The sequence below is a fragment of the Streptomyces sp. NPDC002580 genome (genome assembly GCF_042889485.1).
Lineage (GTDB): Bacteria > Actinomycetota > Actinomycetes > Streptomycetales > Streptomycetaceae > Streptomyces.
Map to the genome: position 1 here is coordinate 678,406 of NZ_JBIAQZ010000002.1, position 16,916 is coordinate 695,321.

The 16,916-nt window shown below is 69.9% G+C and carries 15 protein-coding genes and 1 pseudogene; 5 read left to right on the plus strand and 11 right to left on the minus strand.

What is annotated here, in order from left to right; translation table 11 throughout:
- Positions 1-384: 384 nt before the first annotated feature.
- From ACFYW7_RS09420 to ACFYW7_RS09430, 3 genes are all read right to left on the minus strand, one after another.
- Complete coding sequence (locus ACFYW7_RS09420) at positions 385-900, minus strand: 2'-5' RNA ligase family protein (protein ID WP_389499789.1); 516 nt, start codon at positions 898-900, stop codon at positions 385-387.
- Between the two features lie 74 nt (positions 901-974).
- On the minus strand, positions 975-1,280 hold the full coding sequence (locus ACFYW7_RS09425; protein ID WP_389499791.1) for a hypothetical protein: 306 nt from the start codon (positions 1,278-1,280) through the stop codon (positions 975-977).
- Positions 1,281-1,774: 494 nt separating this feature from the next.
- Positions 1,775-2,659, minus strand: coding sequence for a neutral zinc metallopeptidase (locus ACFYW7_RS09430; protein WP_389499793.1), 885 nt, complete (start codon positions 2,657-2,659; stop codon positions 1,775-1,777).
- Between the two features lie 1,019 nt (positions 2,660-3,678).
- On the opposite strand from ACFYW7_RS09430, the gene ACFYW7_RS09435 reads away from it, so the two are divergent.
- Positions 3,679-3,948 (plus strand): GlsB/YeaQ/YmgE family stress response membrane protein, encoded by a 270-nt coding sequence (locus ACFYW7_RS09435; protein ID WP_389499795.1) that lies wholly within the window; start codon positions 3,679-3,681, stop codon positions 3,946-3,948.
- A 191-nt stretch (positions 3,949-4,139) separates the two neighbouring features.
- On the opposite strand, the gene ACFYW7_RS09440 is transcribed toward ACFYW7_RS09435, so the two are convergent.
- Entirely contained in the window at positions 4,140-5,321 is a 1,182-nt protein-coding gene (locus ACFYW7_RS09440; RefSeq protein ID WP_389500412.1) for a PP2C family protein-serine/threonine phosphatase, read from the minus strand.
- Positions 5,322-5,705: 384 nt separating this feature from the next.
- A pseudogene (locus ACFYW7_RS09445) lies at positions 5,706-5,885 on the minus strand (hypothetical protein); the annotation flags it as partial.
- 329 nt (positions 5,886-6,214) lie between these two features.
- Here ACFYW7_RS09445 and ACFYW7_RS09450 point away from each other — a divergent pair.
- The 3 genes from ACFYW7_RS09450 to ACFYW7_RS09460 all read left to right on the plus strand — a co-directional run bounded on the left by ACFYW7_RS09450 (position 6,215) and on the right by ACFYW7_RS09460 (position 8,074).
- Positions 6,215-6,823: a superoxide dismutase gene (locus tag ACFYW7_RS09450; protein ID WP_389499797.1), complete on the plus strand. Its 609-nt coding sequence runs from the start codon at positions 6,215-6,217 to the stop codon at positions 6,821-6,823.
- Between the two features lie 133 nt (positions 6,824-6,956).
- A complete protein-coding gene (locus ACFYW7_RS09455; protein ID WP_389499799.1) occupies positions 6,957-7,079 on the plus strand; it encodes a hypothetical protein in 123 nt (40 codons plus the stop codon).
- A gap of 155 nt (positions 7,080-7,234) precedes the next feature.
- Entirely contained in the window at positions 7,235-8,074 is an 840-nt protein-coding gene (locus ACFYW7_RS09460) for an RNA polymerase sigma factor SigF (protein WP_389499801.1), read from the plus strand.
- A 98-nt stretch (positions 8,075-8,172) separates the two neighbouring features.
- Here ACFYW7_RS09460 and ACFYW7_RS09465 read toward each other — a convergent pair whose 3' ends face one another.
- The 5 genes from ACFYW7_RS09465 to ACFYW7_RS09485 all read right to left on the minus strand — a co-directional run bounded on the left by ACFYW7_RS09465 (position 8,173) and on the right by ACFYW7_RS09485 (position 14,127).
- Positions 8,173-9,339, minus strand: coding sequence for a PP2C family protein-serine/threonine phosphatase (locus ACFYW7_RS09465; protein ID WP_389499803.1), 1,167 nt, complete (start codon positions 9,337-9,339; stop codon positions 8,173-8,175).
- 951 nt (positions 9,340-10,290) lie between these two features.
- Complete coding sequence (locus ACFYW7_RS09470; RefSeq protein WP_389499805.1) at positions 10,291-10,821, minus strand: MarR family winged helix-turn-helix transcriptional regulator; 531 nt, start codon at positions 10,819-10,821, stop codon at positions 10,291-10,293.
- A gap of 29 nt (positions 10,822-10,850) precedes the next feature.
- Positions 10,851-11,366, minus strand: coding sequence for an STAS domain-containing protein (locus tag ACFYW7_RS09475; protein WP_389499807.1), 516 nt, complete (start codon positions 11,364-11,366; stop codon positions 10,851-10,853).
- Positions 11,363-12,445 (minus strand): B12-binding domain-containing protein, encoded by a 1,083-nt coding sequence (locus ACFYW7_RS09480; protein ID WP_389499809.1) that lies wholly within the window; start codon positions 12,443-12,445, stop codon positions 11,363-11,365. The genes ACFYW7_RS09475 and ACFYW7_RS09480 overlap by 4 nt, the downstream gene beginning before the upstream one ends.
- A complete protein-coding gene (locus tag ACFYW7_RS09485; RefSeq protein ID WP_389499812.1) occupies positions 12,442-14,127 on the minus strand; it encodes a SpoIIE family protein phosphatase in 1,686 nt (561 codons plus the stop codon). Before ACFYW7_RS09485 ends, ACFYW7_RS09480 begins: the two co-directional genes overlap by 4 nt.
- 779 nt (positions 14,128-14,906) lie before the next feature.
- Here ACFYW7_RS09485 and ACFYW7_RS09490 point away from each other — a divergent pair.
- On the plus strand, positions 14,907-15,749 hold the full coding sequence (locus ACFYW7_RS09490) for a hypothetical protein (protein ID WP_389499814.1): 843 nt from the start codon (positions 14,907-14,909) through the stop codon (positions 15,747-15,749).
- A 235-nt stretch (positions 15,750-15,984) separates the two neighbouring features.
- On the opposite strand, the gene ACFYW7_RS09495 is transcribed toward ACFYW7_RS09490, so the two are convergent.
- Positions 15,985-16,764, minus strand: a complete 780-nt coding sequence (locus ACFYW7_RS09495) for an oxidoreductase (protein ID WP_389499816.1) — start codon at positions 16,762-16,764, stop codon at positions 15,985-15,987.
- Between the last annotated feature and the right edge of the window lie 152 nt (positions 16,765-16,916).

A 16,916-nucleotide genomic window follows, 5' to 3' on the forward strand; every position in this document is an offset into this window, starting at 1 on the left:
ACGACATCCTGAGGAGCAGGAGCAGGAGCAGGAGCAGGAGCAAGAGCGGGCCGGGCCGGGGTGCCAGATGTTCATGCCGCCGCGGGCGGAAGCAGGGGTCGGCCGGCTCCAGGAGCTCCGGTCTCCACGCACTCTGGCGCTGCCGGGTGCGAACGTGGGCCCGCGCACCCGTCGTCCGCGGCACGACCGGTGGGAGACTCAGCCGGGCGCGCGGAGGCCAAGGCGCGGCCTTCGGCATGAGGACGCGGGTGCGGTGGGCTGCAAGTGGCGCCGTCCTTTGCTGGAAGGCTGGGCGGGTGAGGGCCGTGGACGACCGGTGGACCGACGAGCCGGCGCACCGTGCCCAGGCCGAGGGCTGCGGCTGACCGGTCGGGGCGGGGTCGCTCAGGAGCGGGGCCCCAGCACTTCCAGAGCGCCGGTCTGGGTGTCGTAGCTGCGCAGGGTGGTGAGCTGGACCGACAGCGGCGGGGCCGGCAACAGTTCGGGGACCCGCCGGCCGGCGAAGGCACCGGCGCGCCGGGTACGGCCGAGGGTGATGTGCGGGCTCCAGCGCCCAGGCTCATGGAAGGGGTTGAGGGTCCCGGGCGCGGTGTCCGAGGCCACCGCCTCCCACACCCGGCCGTGCAATCGGGCCAGTGCGGAGTCGAGATCCAGCGCCCAGGCCAGCACCGAGCCCGGCCGCTCGAAGCGGACCACGCCGGTGAACCGCACCGGCAGCGGCAGAGCGGCGGCCACCTCGGCAAGCTCCCAGCGGATCGGGGCGGTCAGCTCCGGGCAGGCAGCCAGGGTCAGGTGCGGACTGTTGGTCGGTGAGCGGTGGCGCGCCTGACTGGGCAGCCCCGCATCTGCCAACCGCCGCCAGGCCTCCCGGACCACCAGGTCCGCCGCCTCATCCAGCAAGACCTCGATCGTACGCACCACCGCAGCCTACCGGCGGTGGCCTGCGGTTTCCGCTGCCCACCGCTGACGAGGAGTCAGGCGTGTGCGTGGCGGGGCCCGGTCGTCCGCTGTGACGCTGAAGCTGCGTGGTGGGCGGGGCCGGGCAAGTCCGCCGTCACCGCCCGGAGGCGCTGCAGCCACAGGGAAGCGGCGAGGAGGAGGCCGGTGAAGATGGCCGACAGGAGGACGGATATCCACATCTGCCGTCCGCCGGGAGACTGCCAGCCCGTCCAGGCGCTCGACACCACCCACAGGGCAGCGCCCACAGCGTAGAAGGCGCGAACCCGTCGCAGCTGCCGCAAGGCCCGCAGGGACATGATGCGTTCGGTCTTGGATGCCATGCCGGCTCGTGTACCCCTCATGCGCACCATTCAGCGCACTCGGTTCGCTCTCTGTCTGCGCAAGGTCTGGAGCGACGGCGGCTGCCGCGAGCGCTCCGTCGAGCACGCCGCCGCCCTCGACATCGTCCTCGAAGTCGTCCAACGCGGTTTCGGCGCCTGCGGATTCGCACCCGGAACGCTGGATGGTCGATCGGATTCAGACCGGCTCGTGCTCCACCGCTGTCTGGCCCGCGGCTGCGAAACCCGCCCTCACCGCTCCGAAGCCGTGATCCGCCTCGCCATGACCGGCCTCACGACCTGCCGTCTCACCGGCGAGGACACCGTCTCCTGGCGTGACCCGACACCAGCGTGCCAAGGCCGTGTCCAGGGATGGAACATCGGGATGAATCGACCGCCGGAGCGGAGGGCGCCTACCGCAGTTCAGGACGTGCAGGGGGGAGAAGGAGCGTGGTTTTCTCGTCGCTCGGACCTCTCCCCCCCCTTCGCCGGCGGTCTCAGCCGAAGGTGTTGCAGCGGGCGATGCTGCCGGAGCCGTAGCCGGTGGAGAACCACTGTTGGCGCTGGCTCGCGGAGCCGTGGGTCCAGGTGTCGGGTGTGACCTTGCCCTGGTACCGCTGTTGTATGCGGTCGTCGCCGACGGCGGCGGCCGCGTCCAGTCCGCGGTTGATGTCGTCTTGGGTCAGCTCGGCGATCAGCGGTTTTCCGCTTTTTGGGTCAGGGGTGGTCGTGGCGTGGTGGGCCCAGACTCCGGCGTAGCAGTCCGCCTGCAGCTCTAGTTTCACCGAGCCGCTGTTCTGGCCTTGGCCGCTGCCCCTGGAGATCGTGCCGGCGAGGTCCTGGAAGTGGTGCCCGTATTCGTGCGCGATGACGTAGGCCTCGGCGAAGGGACCGCCCTTGGCGCCGAACTTGCTGCTCAAGTCGTTGAAGAAGCCGAGGTCGAGGTAGACCTTGTCATCGGCCGAGCAGTAGAAGGGGCCGGCGTCGGAACTGGCGCTCCCGCAGCCGGTGTTCACGCTGTCGGTGAAAAGGAACGTCGGGGCCTGCTCGTAAGGCTTGCCGGCGGTCGTCTCCGTCTGCTTCCAGAACGCCTGGACGCTGTCGACCACGGCGACGATCCGGCACTCCTCCTTGCGGTTGGCGTCGGCTCCGGTTTTACAGTCGGCCTTCAGGTCGGCGGCGGACGTGCCCGACGAGGTGGTGGTGCCGTCCGAGCCGAACAGGCCAGGATCCACGCCGAAGAGCACCGATACGACCAGCACCAAAAGCCCGGCCACTCCCCCGCCGACGGTCTTCCCGCCCCCCGGGATGCCGCCCAGCCCGCCACCGCGATTGTCCTGAACCTCGGACGTGTCCAGGGCGGCGTCGTCATCGAATTTCATTCGTCGGCTTTCCCTCAAGCAGCGCGTCGGTTCGCCCCGCGTCGTGACGCTCGCGTACCCCGTACGGGGGTCGTGTCCCCTCGCGTTGTCGCTCTGCCGCGTACCGCACGATCTTCGGCCCAGGTACCCCGGCCCCCGCGCCGCCCTGGGCACGCCCCCCACGGCGAGCGCGCCGCGTACCGGCCGCCGCCCATGTGCCGGGGCGGCCCGGCGGCGGCCGTCGTCGCAGGCAAGCCGCGGGCTTATCTGCTCGCCGCCCAAGGCCCCGGGAGGCAGCCGGGGCAGCCGACGTCGCCGGGCCGTCTCCGTGGCGCGCGAAGGACCGGCGACAACGGCGACGGTTCCGGCGTCGGCCGACACCTCCCGGCGAGGGGGCCGACTATGCGGTTGAAGATCGGCGCTACACCTCCTTCCCGCCCAGTCGGTACCGCCGTAGGTCTTCCCGCCGCATGGACTCCCGGGTGCTTCTCCGAAGAGCGGTAGGGACCAGGAGAGAGGGCACTCGTGTCACAGGAACCGCCGTCGGCGGCACTGGCGGGGCGCAGGCGCGATCATGAAGGGCCTCGGAGCTCCGCTCGCAAGCGACACACGGAGGCAGGGGCCATGACGGGGCAACGCGAGGCAGGCGCCCCTGTACCCAGGGACATGCCTGACCAACAGCGCGACGACGATGACACCCCCACGACGGATTCGTCGGACGAGGCGGACGAGGCGGCCCCACGAGACGCTGACAAAGCTGACAGGGACAGCGACAGCGAGGAAGGCCTCCAGCAGATGGGGGTGCCCTGCGGCCCGGGCCCCTCCCCCTCCGGCGCCCCGCACCCTGCCGCTCGCGTGACGTCGCTCGGCACCGTGCCTCCAAGGCGGAGCACGGCCCCGAGCCAAAGGCCGCGGTAGGCCTGCGGGTGCCGCGAGCCCCTCGCCCGGTGTCCGCCGACCCGCGCCCCGGGTTTGAAATCGCCGGCAGGGATCAGACGGTCTCTTGACGCAGTCTTTATACGACCAGGCAGGAGATACACATGGGCATCATCGCGTGGATACTGATCGGTCTGCTCGCGGGCATCATCGCCAAGGCGCTCATGCCCGGCAGGGACCCGGGCGGCATCATCATCACGATGCTCATCGGCATCGCCGGAGGTCTCCTCGGCGGCTGGCTCGGCAAGGTCATCTTCGGCGTCGACTCCATCGACGGCTTCTTCGACCTCTCCACCTGGATCGCCGCCATCGTCGGCTCGCTCATCCTCCTCGCCCTGTACCGGGTCCTCACCGGAAACCGCCGCCACGCCTGACCCGGCAGCGGCATCCCAGCAGGTGGCTCCCCCTCCTCACCGGAGGGCGGAGCCGCTTCTCGTTCGGCACTCGTCAACCGGCCGCAGCGCACCTTCGGCGCCGGCCGCAGCTGCGGCTCCGCCCGGCAGCACCTCCCGCTTCCTCGCGCAGCTCGCGGCGCGCGACAGAACGCGTGACAGCCGACGGCGGGTCACAGGCGGATGACGATCAGAGCGATGTCGTCGCGGGCGCCGCTGCTGACGCCGAGGTGCGCGAGCAAGGCGTCGGCGAGACGTTCGGGGCTGTGGCGGGCATGGCGGGCGAGCGCGTCGGTGAGGCGCCGCAGGCCGACGTCGATGTCCTCGCCGCGGCGTTCGATGAGACCGTCGGTGTAGAGCACGAAGGTGTCGCCAGGGGTGTAGGGCAGCTCGGCCTGGGGGCGTGGGATGTGCTTGGGGCGGGCTCCCAGCGGCGGGTCGGTGGCCTGGTCGAGAAGGTCGCAGGTGCCGTCCGGGTGGAGCAGGACGGGGGGCGGGTGGCCGGCGCTGCTGTACATGATGCGGCGAGCGTGAAGGTCGATGACGGCTTGGAAGACGGTGGTGGCCAGCGCACCCTCCACGTAACGCGCATACAGGCCCAGGACGTCCAGGGCCCTCGCGGGCCCTTCGACGGCCCGGACCGAGGCGGACAGCGCGCTGCGGAGCATGCCCATGACGGCGGCGGCCTCCAGGCCGTGGCCGACGACGTCGCCGACCGCGACGGCGAATCTGTCCTCGGGCAGGTCGACCACCTCGTACCAGTCGCCGCACACGTTCAGCGACCCGGCAGCGGGCAGGTAGCGCACCGCGGTGTCCCGGTGCCGGGCCAGGTGGGGTGAGTGGAGCATGGCCTCCTGCAGGGTGAGGGCGACCTGACGTTCCCGGGCGTGGGCCTGGCGCAGTTCCTCGTTCAGCCGTTTGAGCTCGCGCGCCCGCGCGTACAGTTCGACCTCCATCGCCTCCGCGTCGCTGAGCGCCCCGCCTTCTCGCGGGCGGGGGTGGGAGAGGATGAACGAGGTCACGTCCTCCCCGCGGTGGATGATCCACTCCACCTGCCCGTCCGGCCCGAGCACCGGGGTGTTGATCGCGGACCACCACCGCTCCTCGAACACGCCGGGCCGGTCGGCCACGGGAATGTCGTACTTCATCGGCGCCATCGTGTCCGGTTCCTTCGAACGCAGGACCCGGTGCAGGGAGGCGTGCAGATTCCGCACCCCGTCAGCATCCGGGTCCACCGGATTGTCGGGGAAGGCGTCGAAGAGGTACCGCCCGAGCAGATCCTCCCGGGTGCGGCCGGTCACCCGGCAGGCCCTCTCGTTGACGTCGGCGAGCACCAGGTCCGGGCCCAGCACCATGTAGGAGTTCGGGGCGACCGCGAACAGCGCCTGGTAGTCGATGCCCGGCCTCGCCACACGATGCGGCCGCGCATCCTCATCAGGGCTGTCTTCTTCCCTCACCCTTACGTTCTACCGTTCGTCGGTGCCCTCGGCACCTGGGCACACCGCCCGCCCCCGGCCCGTGAGCATCTGCCACGTGCTCGCGACGACACGGCCTCCGGCCAGGCGCCCTGCGGGCGGGGACGGCCACCAAGGGGGTGCGATGACGATCGGTGAATCAGATGACAGGTGCGTGGACGGTTCAGTACCGGGGCGTCCCCGACCCGGTGGGTCAGCTCGTGGCGAGGATTCGAGGCCGGCGAACGCCCGGCGGCCCATGGGAGCGTCCGGCGAGGTCCCGTTTCAGCCCGGAAGGCGAAGGAATCGCTGTGAGCCCGCCCGGCCTCTTCCGGCTGGACACGGACGCTGGGGATTCTTCGACCCGGCGGCGCGGCGGTGGTGGTCGGCGTTGATGCGCCGGGCTTCCCCTGGCTGGTCTTCGAGGATGACGATCCGGCGGGCCGCCTCGATGGGCATGCCTCTGGCCGTGTTCCCGGCGTTTTCACTCTCCCACGACGTCGTCCAGCGGGCCAGGCTTCGCAGCGGCACGTCCCTGGCCTCCGATTCAGCACACGCGGCGGACCGGACCTGCGACAGCGGGGCCGGCCGGGACCGGCGGGTGCCGGGTGAGAAGACGATCACTCTGCGGGAAGGACACGCCGACGGACGGAAGGCGCTCAGATACCGAAGACTGACGGGCCGACCCCGCCACAGGTCATCTTGATGCACATCTATTGTTGTTGCAAGTTATTCGCAATAGAGGCATAGGCTGTCCCCCTGCCGATCACTCACCCGGAAAGGGGACGTGCCTGATGGGCACCTACGAGCTTCCCGACATGCCCTACGACTACGCCGCGCTGGAGCCGGCCATCACCGGGCAGATCCTGGAACTCCACCACGCCAAGCACCACGCCGCCTACGTCAAGGGCGCCAACGACGCCCTCGAACAGATCGCCGAGGTCCGCGACAAGGACCAGATCACGCCCACCTCACTGGTCGGACTGGAGAAGACCTTCGCCTTCAACCTCTCCGGACACGTCCTGCACTCGATCTTCTGGCAGAACCTCTCCCCGGACGGCGGAGACCGCCCCGACGGCGCCCTCGGCGACGCCATCGACGAACACCTCGGCGGCTTCGAGCAGTTCAAGAAGCAGCTCACCGTCGCAACCGCGTCCGTCCAGGGATCCGGCTGGGGCGTGCTCGCTTGGGAACCCCTCGGCAAGCGCCTGATCGTCGAGCAGGTCTACGACCACCACGGCAACGTCGGCCAGGGCGCCACCCCGCTGCTGGTCTTCGACGCCTGGGAACACGCCTACTACCTGCAGTACAAGAACGTCCGACCCGACTACGTCACCAAGCTCTGGGACCTGGTCGACTGGGACGACGTCAACACCCGGTTCGCCGCAGCAGCCAACACCTGACCAGCACCACTACCGAGCCATCAGCGGGCCGGGAAGTCTCAGCGCTTCCCGGCCCGCTCTGCGTTGTTGCCGGTTCTCCACCGGAGCCAAAAGGTCCGGAAACAGGCACTGGACCAACTGGAGGTGTTTCGCGATGTTGATGCGCAGAGAGGCGTTCCTGGTCACCGTCCAGGAACGCGGCCAGTACGCGACCACGGCGGAGGCCGACCGGGTCGCCCGCTTCGTCCTGGCGCTGCTGTCGCCTCGCCTCGCCTGACGGATAGACAGAAGCTGTCCGCGTCACCTCCCGCAACGGGGAGGGGACAGGTCGGGAAACTGCTTGGCATGCATGCATCGAAGCCGGGTAACCGGCGTGTTGTTCGGCCCCCGACGGCGGCGGCTGACCACAAACTCGCTGAGGAGGGGCCTGAGATGACAGTGACGAAGGCAGCGAAGGCGCACACCACGGTACTGCCGGAGATCGCCGACCCCTCACAGATCGCGCCTAAGGATGCCCGCGAGCTGTCCAAACTGTTCTTCGACCAGCTCGCCGTCCTCGAAGAGGGCACTCCCGAGTACCAGTACGCGCGCAACACCCTCATCGAAATGAACCTCACCCTCGTCCAGTACGCGGCCTCGCGCTTCCGCAGCCGCGGTCAGGACGAGATGGAGGACATCGTCCAGGTCGGCACGATCGGGCTGATCAAGGCCATCGACCGGTTCGAACTGTCCCGCGAGGTCGAGTTCACCTCCTTCGCCGTCCCCTACATCGTCGGCGAGATCAAGCGCTTCTTCCGCGACACCACGTGGGCCGTCCACGTCCCCCGCCGCCTCCAGGAAGCCCGCGTCCAGCTCGCCAAGGCGACCGAGGAGCTCCGCAGCCGGCTGGGCCGCATGCCGACCACGCAGGAACTGTCCGAGCTGATGTCCCTGTCGGAGAGTGAAGTCATCGAGGCACGGAAGGCCGCGAACGGCTACACCTCGGCCTCCCTCGACACCGCCATCACTTCCAGCGAGGACGGCGAAGCCGCGCTCGCCGACTTCATCGGCGTGGACGACTCCGCCCTCGAACTCGTCGAGGACTTCCACGCCCTCGCCCCGATGATCGCCGAACTCGACGACCGCGAACGCCGCATCATCCACATGCGGTTCGTCGAGGAACTCACCCAGGCCCAGATCGGCGAACACCTCGGCGTCTCCCAGATGCACGTCTCCCGCCTCCTCAACCGCACCCTCGCCAAACTCCGTGAGGGCATGCTCACCACCGACTGACCCCCCTCAGCATCGTCAGCGGTGGTGTGCGGCTTCCTCCTCGCCCCGGGGGAAGCGGCACACCACCGCTGACACGCTTTTGGCCACGCGGCGCCGAATCACGAGGGCCTTCCGCGCCAGTCCAGGCAGAGGACCAGGGCGTCATCGGTCGGCACGGCTTGGCCGCGGTGGCCCGTCAGTTCCCGCAGGACGGCCCGGGGGACGTCCGCGGGGGGCAGGAGCCGGGTGGACATGATGGCCCGGGTCAGTGCGGCATCACCGTAGGGTTCTCCGTCGCGCGAGAAGGTCTCGTAGACGCCGTCGCTGACCAAGACGAGACGGTCACCTGGCTCGACCTGAAAGTCCTGGGCCGCGTAGTCGGTCTCCTCGAACATTCCCAGCGGCTGCTGGGCGTTGAAGGTGACGCGCTCGACCGTGCCGTTGCGCAGGCGCAGCACCTGGGGGGAGCCCGCGTCCACGACCTGGACCTGGCCGCTGACAAGGTCGAAGTCGAACATGAGGGAGGACAGGTAGCAGCGGCCCCGGTAGTGGGCGTAGACCGCTTGGTCGGCGAGGGCGGCCTGGTCGGCGAGGCCGATGCCGGCCCGTCGGGCGTTGCGCAGAGCGTTGACGGCCAGATTGGTGAGCAGGGAGGCCTCCATCCCCTCGCCCATCCCGTTGGAGACGTAGAGGAGGAGCCGGTCGGCGGTCACGGACCAGTCGAAGTTGTCGCCGAAGATGGCGTAGGCGGGCTCCAGCTGTGCTCCGAGGTCGTATTCGGGGCAGGCGTAAGAGCGGCCGGGCAGCAGCTGCCACTGCATCTCGGCAGCCAGGGTCAGCCGGTCCTTGCGGCGTGCTTGGAGGTAGAGGTCCGTGTCCCGTTCGGCCACGACGACCTCGTGTCCGAGCACATCGGCGAGTTCGGTCAGTTCCTTCAGGCAGCTGCGTGCGTGTTCCCCGCCGGGGAGGCTCACCGAGAGGATGCCGAGTCGGTCCCCTCGGACGGTGACGGGCAGGTGGACGCACACCAGGCCGTGCGACAGGCCTTCGATGAAGGGTTCCTGGGCTCCGAAGGCCCGTCCTGCCGGGCTGTTGTGGACCGAGAGCGGCTCCAGGGTGTGAGGCAGCTTGGAGACCGGCTGCAGCACGGTCGTGCCGTAGTCGGCCATGAACAGCTCGACGGTGTCTGCTTCGTACTGCTCGACGAGGACGCGGCGGACTGCATCGAGCAACTGGTGGGGGGCCGCTGTCCGCAGGGCGCGCTCCGCAGCCACAAATCTGTTCATAGTGGAGTACGCCGATCTTGGTCTGCCGTGGGAGGTCTTCGGCTCGTGACAACGTGGTGGAGGTGTACGTGTCGGTGGGGCAATCCGTCTCCGGCCGGCCCGCTCGCCTCGTACTCCGGCCGTCGCCTCGGTGCCTGGGAGAGGGTGAACCGGCCTTTCCAGCAGTGCTCGGCGTCCGGCGCGTGGTGCGCGGTGGTGCCAGGGCCGCGGAGTGACGGGTGCCGGGTGTCAACGGCGCACGCGTGTCCGCTTCCTCTTTGCATGGACAGGTTGCGATCCTAGAAGTGCTGGGCCGTATTGCTGCTGGCCTCTGAAGGCGGGTGGTGATCGGCAGCTTTCTGCGTGAGGGCCTGGTCTGCTTTCAGAGGGTAATCGTAGCCTTTCGGCGCGTATGAGGGAGTAGGCGGGGAGATCGAAGTGGGCTGCCGCGCTGTCGGCCGGTCGACGCGCAGTGACGGTCGGTGTCAGGGTTCTCTGGCAAGCGGGCTGACGCCTTGGCGCGGCTGGGGTGGTGCCGGGTGCATGGGCCGACCGGGGCGTCCTATCGGCTCGTCCGCGAGGCGGCCGGGGTGACGACTGCCATCGCGGATGCCTGAGCTGTGGATCCGCTGTTCTCGCGCTTTGCGGCTCGGGCTCCGCCTTCGGCGGGGTCGAGCGTTCATGTGACGGTGCGGCGAAGGCGATGGGCTGGTGACGGGGCGCCTCGTCCAGGACGGGTCAAGGGCTGGCTGACGGGCGCGGCTCCTGGGATTCCATGATCCATCCGAGGGTGCGCGAATTCCGGCGTCGGGGCAGAACGACGAATCCCTTCACACCGCAGGTCGGGAGACGGTCTTCAGCGGCATCTTCAGGAAGTCGTCGGGCCAGTTCACGAGCGGGTCGATCCGCCGGACGCCACAAACCCCATGGTCCAGCCGCACAGACGACCTGACCAGAGAACTCAACACGCGCTCAGGCGGAATACGCTGCCGTGCCCCGATGTCTGCCCGGGGGCGCCGTGCCCTCCTGGGCCAGGTGGAGGGCAGGCTGGCTGAGCAGGGCGTGCTGCAGGCCGGCGAGCCCTTCGGTCAGTGCGGCGCGCTGGCGGAAGGGCATGTCTGCGAGCGCCTGGTGCAGGAGCTGGTCGCGCAGTTCACGGATCCGGGCCAGTTGGTCATGGCCGGCGGGGGTGATGGAGAGCAGTACTTCGCGGCGGCTGTCGGGACAGGCGCCGCGTTTCACGAACCCCATGGCCTGCAGGCGGTCGATCAGGCGGCTGACCGAGGGGGGTGCGGCGCCCAGGAGCTGGGTGAGGTCGCGCATGCGGATGCCGTCTTCACGGTCGACGATGCACATGACGCGCAGTTGTGAGGCTGGAATGTAGGGGGGCGGAGTCTGGCTGCGGGCCTGCTCCCAGAGGATGTCGAGGAGTTCGACGATGTTCTGGACCTGACGGGTCGCTGCGCGGACGGACTCGGAGGTCAGGCGGGTGCGCTCGGTCATGCGGTTTCCTCCGAGAGGTTGGGCCCCACTCACGCCGGGCGTGCGCGTGTTCGAATATCAGAGCTGGCGTCCGGCCCAGCTCCCCCGAAGCCGGCAGGGCTGCCGCCCTTGGACGTATGACGATATGCCATGCGCCGGCCGTCGAGGAGATCACTGAGCGGGCCCGCGGCGTCCGCCTCGTTTCGCGGCTTCTCTTGTCCTGTGCGGTCGGGAACCAGGAGGTCCAGGGTGCCGGTGATGTCCAGCAGCCTGTCCAGAGCCGGTGTCCGGTTGTCCAGGTGAAGGCTGACGCCGACGGCAGTCGTTCGGCGGTGCAGCATGAGCAGCATGGCGAGCCCCATGGAGTCGATACCGCTCAGAGCGCCGCATTCCAGATGCAGGTGGCGCAGGCCCGGGGTTGCGGCAAGGGGTCGGGTGGCGGCGGCCAGGAAGTAGTCGGCGCTGTCGTAGTCGAGGAATCCGTCCAGCCTCACGTGCACTGCGTCGTCGGCTTCGGCGGCGGTCAGGCGCAGGTGGTCGAGATCGAAGCCGGCGAGGCGCGTCATACGGTTGTCCTGGAGTCGGAGGCGATCACTGATCCGGCCCGGCGGAGGCGGTCGGCGGCCTGGTGGAGCGTGGATGCGGCCCGGGGGAAGTCCTTGAGCTGCTCGCCGAGGATGTCCAGGGCCGGGATGAGGGAATGAGCGGGGACACCACGGGAGCCGAGGATGCCGCCCGTCCAGAGGATGAAGTCGGTGAACAGGTCGACGTCGTCGGTGTAGAGGGCCGTGGCCAGGAAGTCCACGATGTGCGCGATGTCCTCGGCGGTGCGCTCGCGCTGGACATCGGTGTAGTCCCGCATTGCGAGAAAGCGTTCTTCCATCGTGGCCATCACCGCGCGTACCAGGCGGGTACGGGCGCGGGCGACCATGGTGTACTCCTGGTCGGCCAGGTGCGGCAGGTCGTCGATGGGCTGGTGCGCGGCTGCGGGGCGGGGCAGCGGTCCCTGCTCGAGCCGGTCGGCGGCGGCCCGGGCGTCGGGGGCCCAGGCGTCAGCGCCCAGGCGTCGGGCGTGCCGGCCGTGCCGGCCGAAGGCTGCGCCGCCGACCAGGACGGGGGTGCCGGTGGCCTGGACTGCGGTGATCGCGGCGTGTGCGGCTGGCAGGCGGACGGGGATCGAGCTGGAGAGCGCGACGAACTCGGGGCCGGTCTGGTGGATGTGGCTGATCAGGTGGCGGGTGGGGACCTGGGCTCCGAGATATTCCACCTTCCAGCCGCGCAGCTTGAGCACTTCGGCGACCAGGCGGGCAGGCAGGCTGTGCCATTCGCCGTCCACGCACGTCACGGTCGCCCGGCCTCGGAAGGCTGCCGCGTGCGGGGCGCAGCGGTGGGACAGGGCGGCGATGGCGCGTTCGTTGATGGCGGTGGCCGCGTGCTCTTGGGCCACCGTGATGCGGTTTGCCGCCCACTCCTCGCCGACCCTGCGCTGTACGGCGCCCACCAGGTCCAGGAGCACCGTCTCGGGCGGGACTCCGTCCTCCAGAGCTCCGAAAACGGTGCGGGTGGCTGCCTCTTCGTCGCCTGTGCTGACCGCTTCCCACAGCTGTTCTTCCCACGGCTGCGGAGCGGCTGGTATCCGGGTCACGCGGTGAACCTGCCCCGGACACGACCGTCTACCGCGAGGTGGTCTGAGCGCGGCGCAGAGATGATCATGATGGCCATGTCATCGTGGACGTCGGGGCCCACCCACTGGGCGGCGAGCATCAGCATGTGTTCCACGACAGCCTCGGCGGGCATCCCCGCGCATTGCGCCAGAGCGCGCTTCATGCGGGCTTCGCCGTACAGTTCACCGCCCAGCGAGCCGCCCTTGGCTTCGGTGAACCCGTCTGTGAACAGCACGCAGAAGTCCCCGGGCTGAAGCGTCTCCTGCGTAGTCGTCGCCTGGGCCCGGGGAAGGGCGCCGACGAGAGTGCCGCGTGAGGTTCCTTCCTCGACGGTGCCGTCGCTCCTCACGATCAGGGCCGGCTCGTGGCCGGCGCTGGTCACCCTCAGCCGCACGCAGCGCCCTTCCCGTACGACCGATGCCATGGCCAATGTGGCGAAGCGCGTCGTCCGGGAATTGAGGAGTGCGCTGTTGAGGAGATCGATCACTCGTTGGTGGTCCTCGGCCATCGGCAGCAGAGCCTGCAGGATGTTGCGGATCTTCCCCGTCAGGACCGCGGCCTCCAGCCCCTTGCCGCACACATCACCGAGCACGGCGAAGGACTCCTCGCCGTCGGCGGCTGCCGGGTGCACGTCGTAGAAGTCGCCGCCCACCCGTTCCTGGTCCTTCGACGCCCGGTAGCCGCCGGCGAACTCCACCCCCGACACGCGGTACAGGGCCGGCGGGAGCAGGTCCTGCATGAGGGTCTGGGCGAGGGAGGACTGCTCGGCATACAGGCGGGCCGCGGACATGGCCGCGCCGGCCCGGGCGGCGAACAGGCGGGCGAAGACTTCCTCGCCCGCGCTGAACGCCTTCTCTCCACTGCGCCGCAGGAGAACCAGGGCGCCGGCGGGAACCCCGTGCCCCGGCAGGGGGGTGATGACGATGGAGCCGACGGTGCCGAAGCCGTCCGGGACCAGCCAGCTCGGCGCGGAAGCGGGGTCTATCCAGCGGGAGGGCACCGGCGGGAAGCCCTGCAGGGCTTCCCCGAGGCCGGGGACGTCCTCAGGGTCGACTTTCCATTTGAACCGCTGCGTGGGGCACGCCCGGGACCTCGATGACCTCGTCGGGGATGTGGCGGGGGGACAGCTGCTCACGAATGGCGGCGCCTCGCCGCGCAGACACTGGACGACCGGCAGGACGCGGCCTGTGCGAGGTGCGATGACCAGGGCGGCATCGGCGAGGTACTCGGCAGCGAGTTGCGCCGTCACGTCCATGCACCGCTCCAGATTCAGCGACGAGAGCAGCATGTTGGACGCCTCGGTCAAGAACGCGGTCCGCTCGCGTTCCACCCGCAGCGCTTCACGGGCCAGCTGATGGTCCGTGTCATCCACCAGCCACCACACGACGTCGCCGTCGTCCCGCACCGTGGCGTGAGCCTCGTAGGTCCGCTCCCCCACCGGCCCCGATACAGCGCTCGCGCGGGAGTCGCCCCTCACCTGGTCCGCGTGGCCGGCCGCGAGCCACGCCGGAGCACTCCCGGTCAGGGGTGCGCCGGAGTGGACGGCGGGCAGGAGGCTTTTGGCCTGGGGGTTCGCGTGCCGTACCGTGCCGGACCGGTCGACGATCACAACCGGGTACGGCACGGACGTCCATACCGCGTCCGCCGGAGCGACGCCGCTCACGCCAGGACCTTGCTCGATGGAAGTCACAAATACCAAGGCCCGCTGAGCGAACCCCTCACCTCATCCAGTCGATGGATCATTGCCTCAAGGCAACCATCCTCTACAGCTCCCTCTTCTGGCAACCCGCACCCCGCCCGCCCTCGCTCCAGATGGACGGGATGCCCTGCAACCGGCGGAAAAGACGCACGGGCGTCACGGCGCCACTGCGGCTCTTCGCGCTTTACAGCAGGTCAGCGGCCTCTTCCGATCGAGAGGAGGCACGTCCCGGGCAGCCGAAGAGTGAAGAGTGAAGAAGGTGAGGAGATCTCGCAGGGTTCGCCATGGGATCAGCGAAGAGCGCTGACGGTCCGCCCTCCTGCGCAAGAGGCGGCCGGAACTCCGCCGGCGACGAAGACCACGCAGCGGACGGCAAGCGACCACTGGGACACGGACGCGACACCACCCCCGCCGCAGGTCAGGCGCCTCCCCGGCCGCCTGGCCGACCGGGCCGGGTCGGCCAGCCTGGGCTGGAGATCGTCGTGGCGGTCTGCCGCGGTTTCGAGATGCGCCGCGAGCCGGTGGGCAAGCGCATCACGACGGCCGTGGTGTTGGCCGACGCGGTCGGGGACGAGGGCAGCGACGTGGTCTGCCGATCAGCCCGCCAGGCTCAGATCGCTGTTCCTGCCCGCCGGGCTCAGATCGCTGTTCCTGCTCGCCGGGCGGCGGGTCATCAGTGTGATCGCCGGTCAACTCCCGCCCCCAGAACCGGCCGCCGGGCGCCGCCCACTAACATCCCGCGTATGACGAGACGGGGGTGGCGGCCGGGTGTCGTGGCAGGCGTGGCGGTGCTGGCGGCGATCTGCGCTTCCGGTCCAGCAGCCCCTGTAATGATCCGCACGGCGTCCGACCTCGGCCCCCTGCCGGCCGACCGCTACGACTACACGCCGCAGGACTACCAACAAGAGCAGCGCGCATCGGCGTTGCTGGCCCGGCAGTGCATGGGGCGGCACGGCCACGCGGACTTCCCGCTCGATCCCCGCTACCCGAGCGACCCCATGATTGTCACCGCGGTCAGCACCGACTACGGCATCCTGGACCTTGCCACCGCCCGCCGCTGGGGCTACGGCTGGGACCCGGCAAAGCCGACGGGCATGCAGCCCAAGGGCCGCCGGATGACCAACGCCGAGTACGCGGACCTGCCCGTCTGCAACGCCGAAGCGAACCAGCGGCTGATGCACGGCATCAACCTCAAGCGGGACTGGCTCTACGCAACCACCCGGGCGGCCGAGGTCGACAAGACGGTCCAGCGCGACCCGCGCCTGCGCGCGGCCTGGGACGAGTGGTCCCAGTGTGTGGCGGACCAAGGATTCACCCGCTACCGCGACCCCGTCGCGGCATACACGGACGACGCCTGGCAGCGGGGCAGTGACGGCAACACCCGCCACACACAACGGGAGCGGGCCACCGCCATCGCGGACGTCATCTGCAAGCGCCGCCACCACACGGCCGAACTCTGGCACTCCGTAAAGGCCCGCGAACAGGCCGCGGACATCGCACGCCACCACGACCGGTACACCGCCGCACTGCAAGCACTGCACACCTACCGGGCCAACATCGCCGAAGTACTGCGAGAGTTCGACTGACTGCGCTGTCGCGTGAGGCCGGTGCCACGGTCGCGATCATGGGCCCCGCTGTGATCGCTCGCTCTCAGCTGGGCGGCGACGACTTTGGCGAGCCCGACCAGCGGTCGCTGGTCTTCGCGGCGCCGACCGCGGAGCAGGTCATGGGCCTCGTGAGGATCAACGGCCGACACGTCTTCACGGTGCCGGACGCTGCCGGGGCACTCACCGCGTCGCCGATGCCGGCACCGTGGCGTCGTCACCACGTCGGAATGAGGCCCCCGTCGATGACGAAGTCGCTGCCGGTGATGTTGCGCGCGCGGTCCGAGGCGAGGAAGAGAACCAGGCCGGCGACCTCGGACGGCTGGGAGAAGCGGCCGGTGACGGTCGCGCCCGACGCCTGGGCGACCACGTCGGCCGGGGTGGTCCCGGCCGCGGCCGACACCGTCGCGGCCACTCCCCCGCCACCGAGCCACAGCTCGGTCTCCACCGGTCCCGGGCTCACCGTGTTGACCCGGATGCCCTTCGGGCCGACCTCCTTGGACAGCGCCTTGGAGAACGCGACCAGGGCGGCCTTGCCCGCGCTGTAGTCGATCACCAGCGGGTCGGGCAGGGTGGCGTTGACCGAGCCGATCGTCACGACCGAGCCCTGCCCGGCGGCCAGCATCGGCGGAAGGGCCGCACGGGTGACCCGTACGGCCGTGAGCAGGTTCAGGTCGACGGTCCGCCGCCAGTCCTCGTCGGTCACCGACAGGAAGCCTCCGGTGCGGGCCGGGGCCGAGCCCACGTTGTTGACCAGGACGTCGATCCGGCCGCCCGCCGCCGCGACGAGCCGCTCGGCGCCACCGGGTTCGGCGAGGTCGACCGGCACCCAGGTGACGTGCCCCGAGCCGACCAGCGCGTCGAGGCCCGGGCTCGTGCCCCGGGAGCCGGCGATCACCTTCGCGCCCGCGCCGGCCAGCGCCTCGGCGACCGCGAGTCCGATCCCCTTGCTGGCTCCGGTGACGACGGCGGTCCTGCCCTGAAGTTCCGTGCTCATCGGTCTCGGCTCCATCTGTGAGAGGTGCGTTCCGCCAGTGAGACATATCCGGGGCCCCGCGCGCGAGGCGACGCGGCGCGGACGCCCCGAAGGCGTGGCCGTCCCGCTCTGCACGCGGTCACGACGGCCGGCCCGGTGGGCGGCCACGACGA

Excerpts from the sequence above, each read along its gene's own strand:
- ACFYW7_RS09470 (WP_389499805.1), bottom strand. The coding sequence starts at position 10,821 with ATGACCGAGCGCACCCGCCTGACCTCCGAGTCCGTCCGCGCAGCGACC.
- ACFYW7_RS09425 (WP_389499791.1), bottom strand. The coding sequence starts at position 1,280 with ATGGCATCCAAGACCGAACGCATCATGTCCCTGCGGGCCTTGCGGCAG.
- ACFYW7_RS09450 (WP_389499797.1), top strand. The coding sequence starts at position 6,215 with ATGGGCACCTACGAGCTTCCCGACATGCCCTACGACTACGCCGCGCTG.
- ACFYW7_RS09475 (WP_389499807.1), bottom strand. The coding sequence starts at position 11,366 with ATGACGCGCCTCGCCGGCTTCGATCTCGACCACCTGCGCCTGACCGCC.
- ACFYW7_RS09465 (WP_389499803.1), bottom strand. The coding sequence starts at position 9,339 with ATGAACAGATTTGTGGCTGCGGAGCGCGCCCTGCGGACAGCGGCCCCC.
- ACFYW7_RS09440 (WP_389500412.1), bottom strand. The coding sequence starts at position 5,321 with ATGGTGCTGGGCCCGGACCTGGTGCTCGCCGACGTCAACGAGAGGGCC.
- ACFYW7_RS09495 (WP_389499816.1), bottom strand. The coding sequence starts at position 16,764 with ATGAGCACGGAACTTCAGGGCAGGACCGCCGTCGTCACCGGAGCCAGC.
- ACFYW7_RS09430 (WP_389499793.1), bottom strand. The coding sequence starts at position 2,659 with ATGAAATTCGATGACGACGCCGCCCTGGACACGTCCGAGGTTCAGGAC.
- ACFYW7_RS09460 (WP_389499801.1), top strand. The coding sequence starts at position 7,235 with ATGACAGTGACGAAGGCAGCGAAGGCGCACACCACGGTACTGCCGGAG.
- ACFYW7_RS09490 (WP_389499814.1), top strand. The coding sequence starts at position 14,907 with ATGACGAGACGGGGGTGGCGGCCGGGTGTCGTGGCAGGCGTGGCGGTG.
- ACFYW7_RS09435 (WP_389499795.1), top strand. The coding sequence starts at position 3,679 with ATGGGCATCATCGCGTGGATACTGATCGGTCTGCTCGCGGGCATCATC.
- ACFYW7_RS09455 (WP_389499799.1), top strand. The coding sequence starts at position 6,957 with ATGTTGATGCGCAGAGAGGCGTTCCTGGTCACCGTCCAGGAACGCGGC.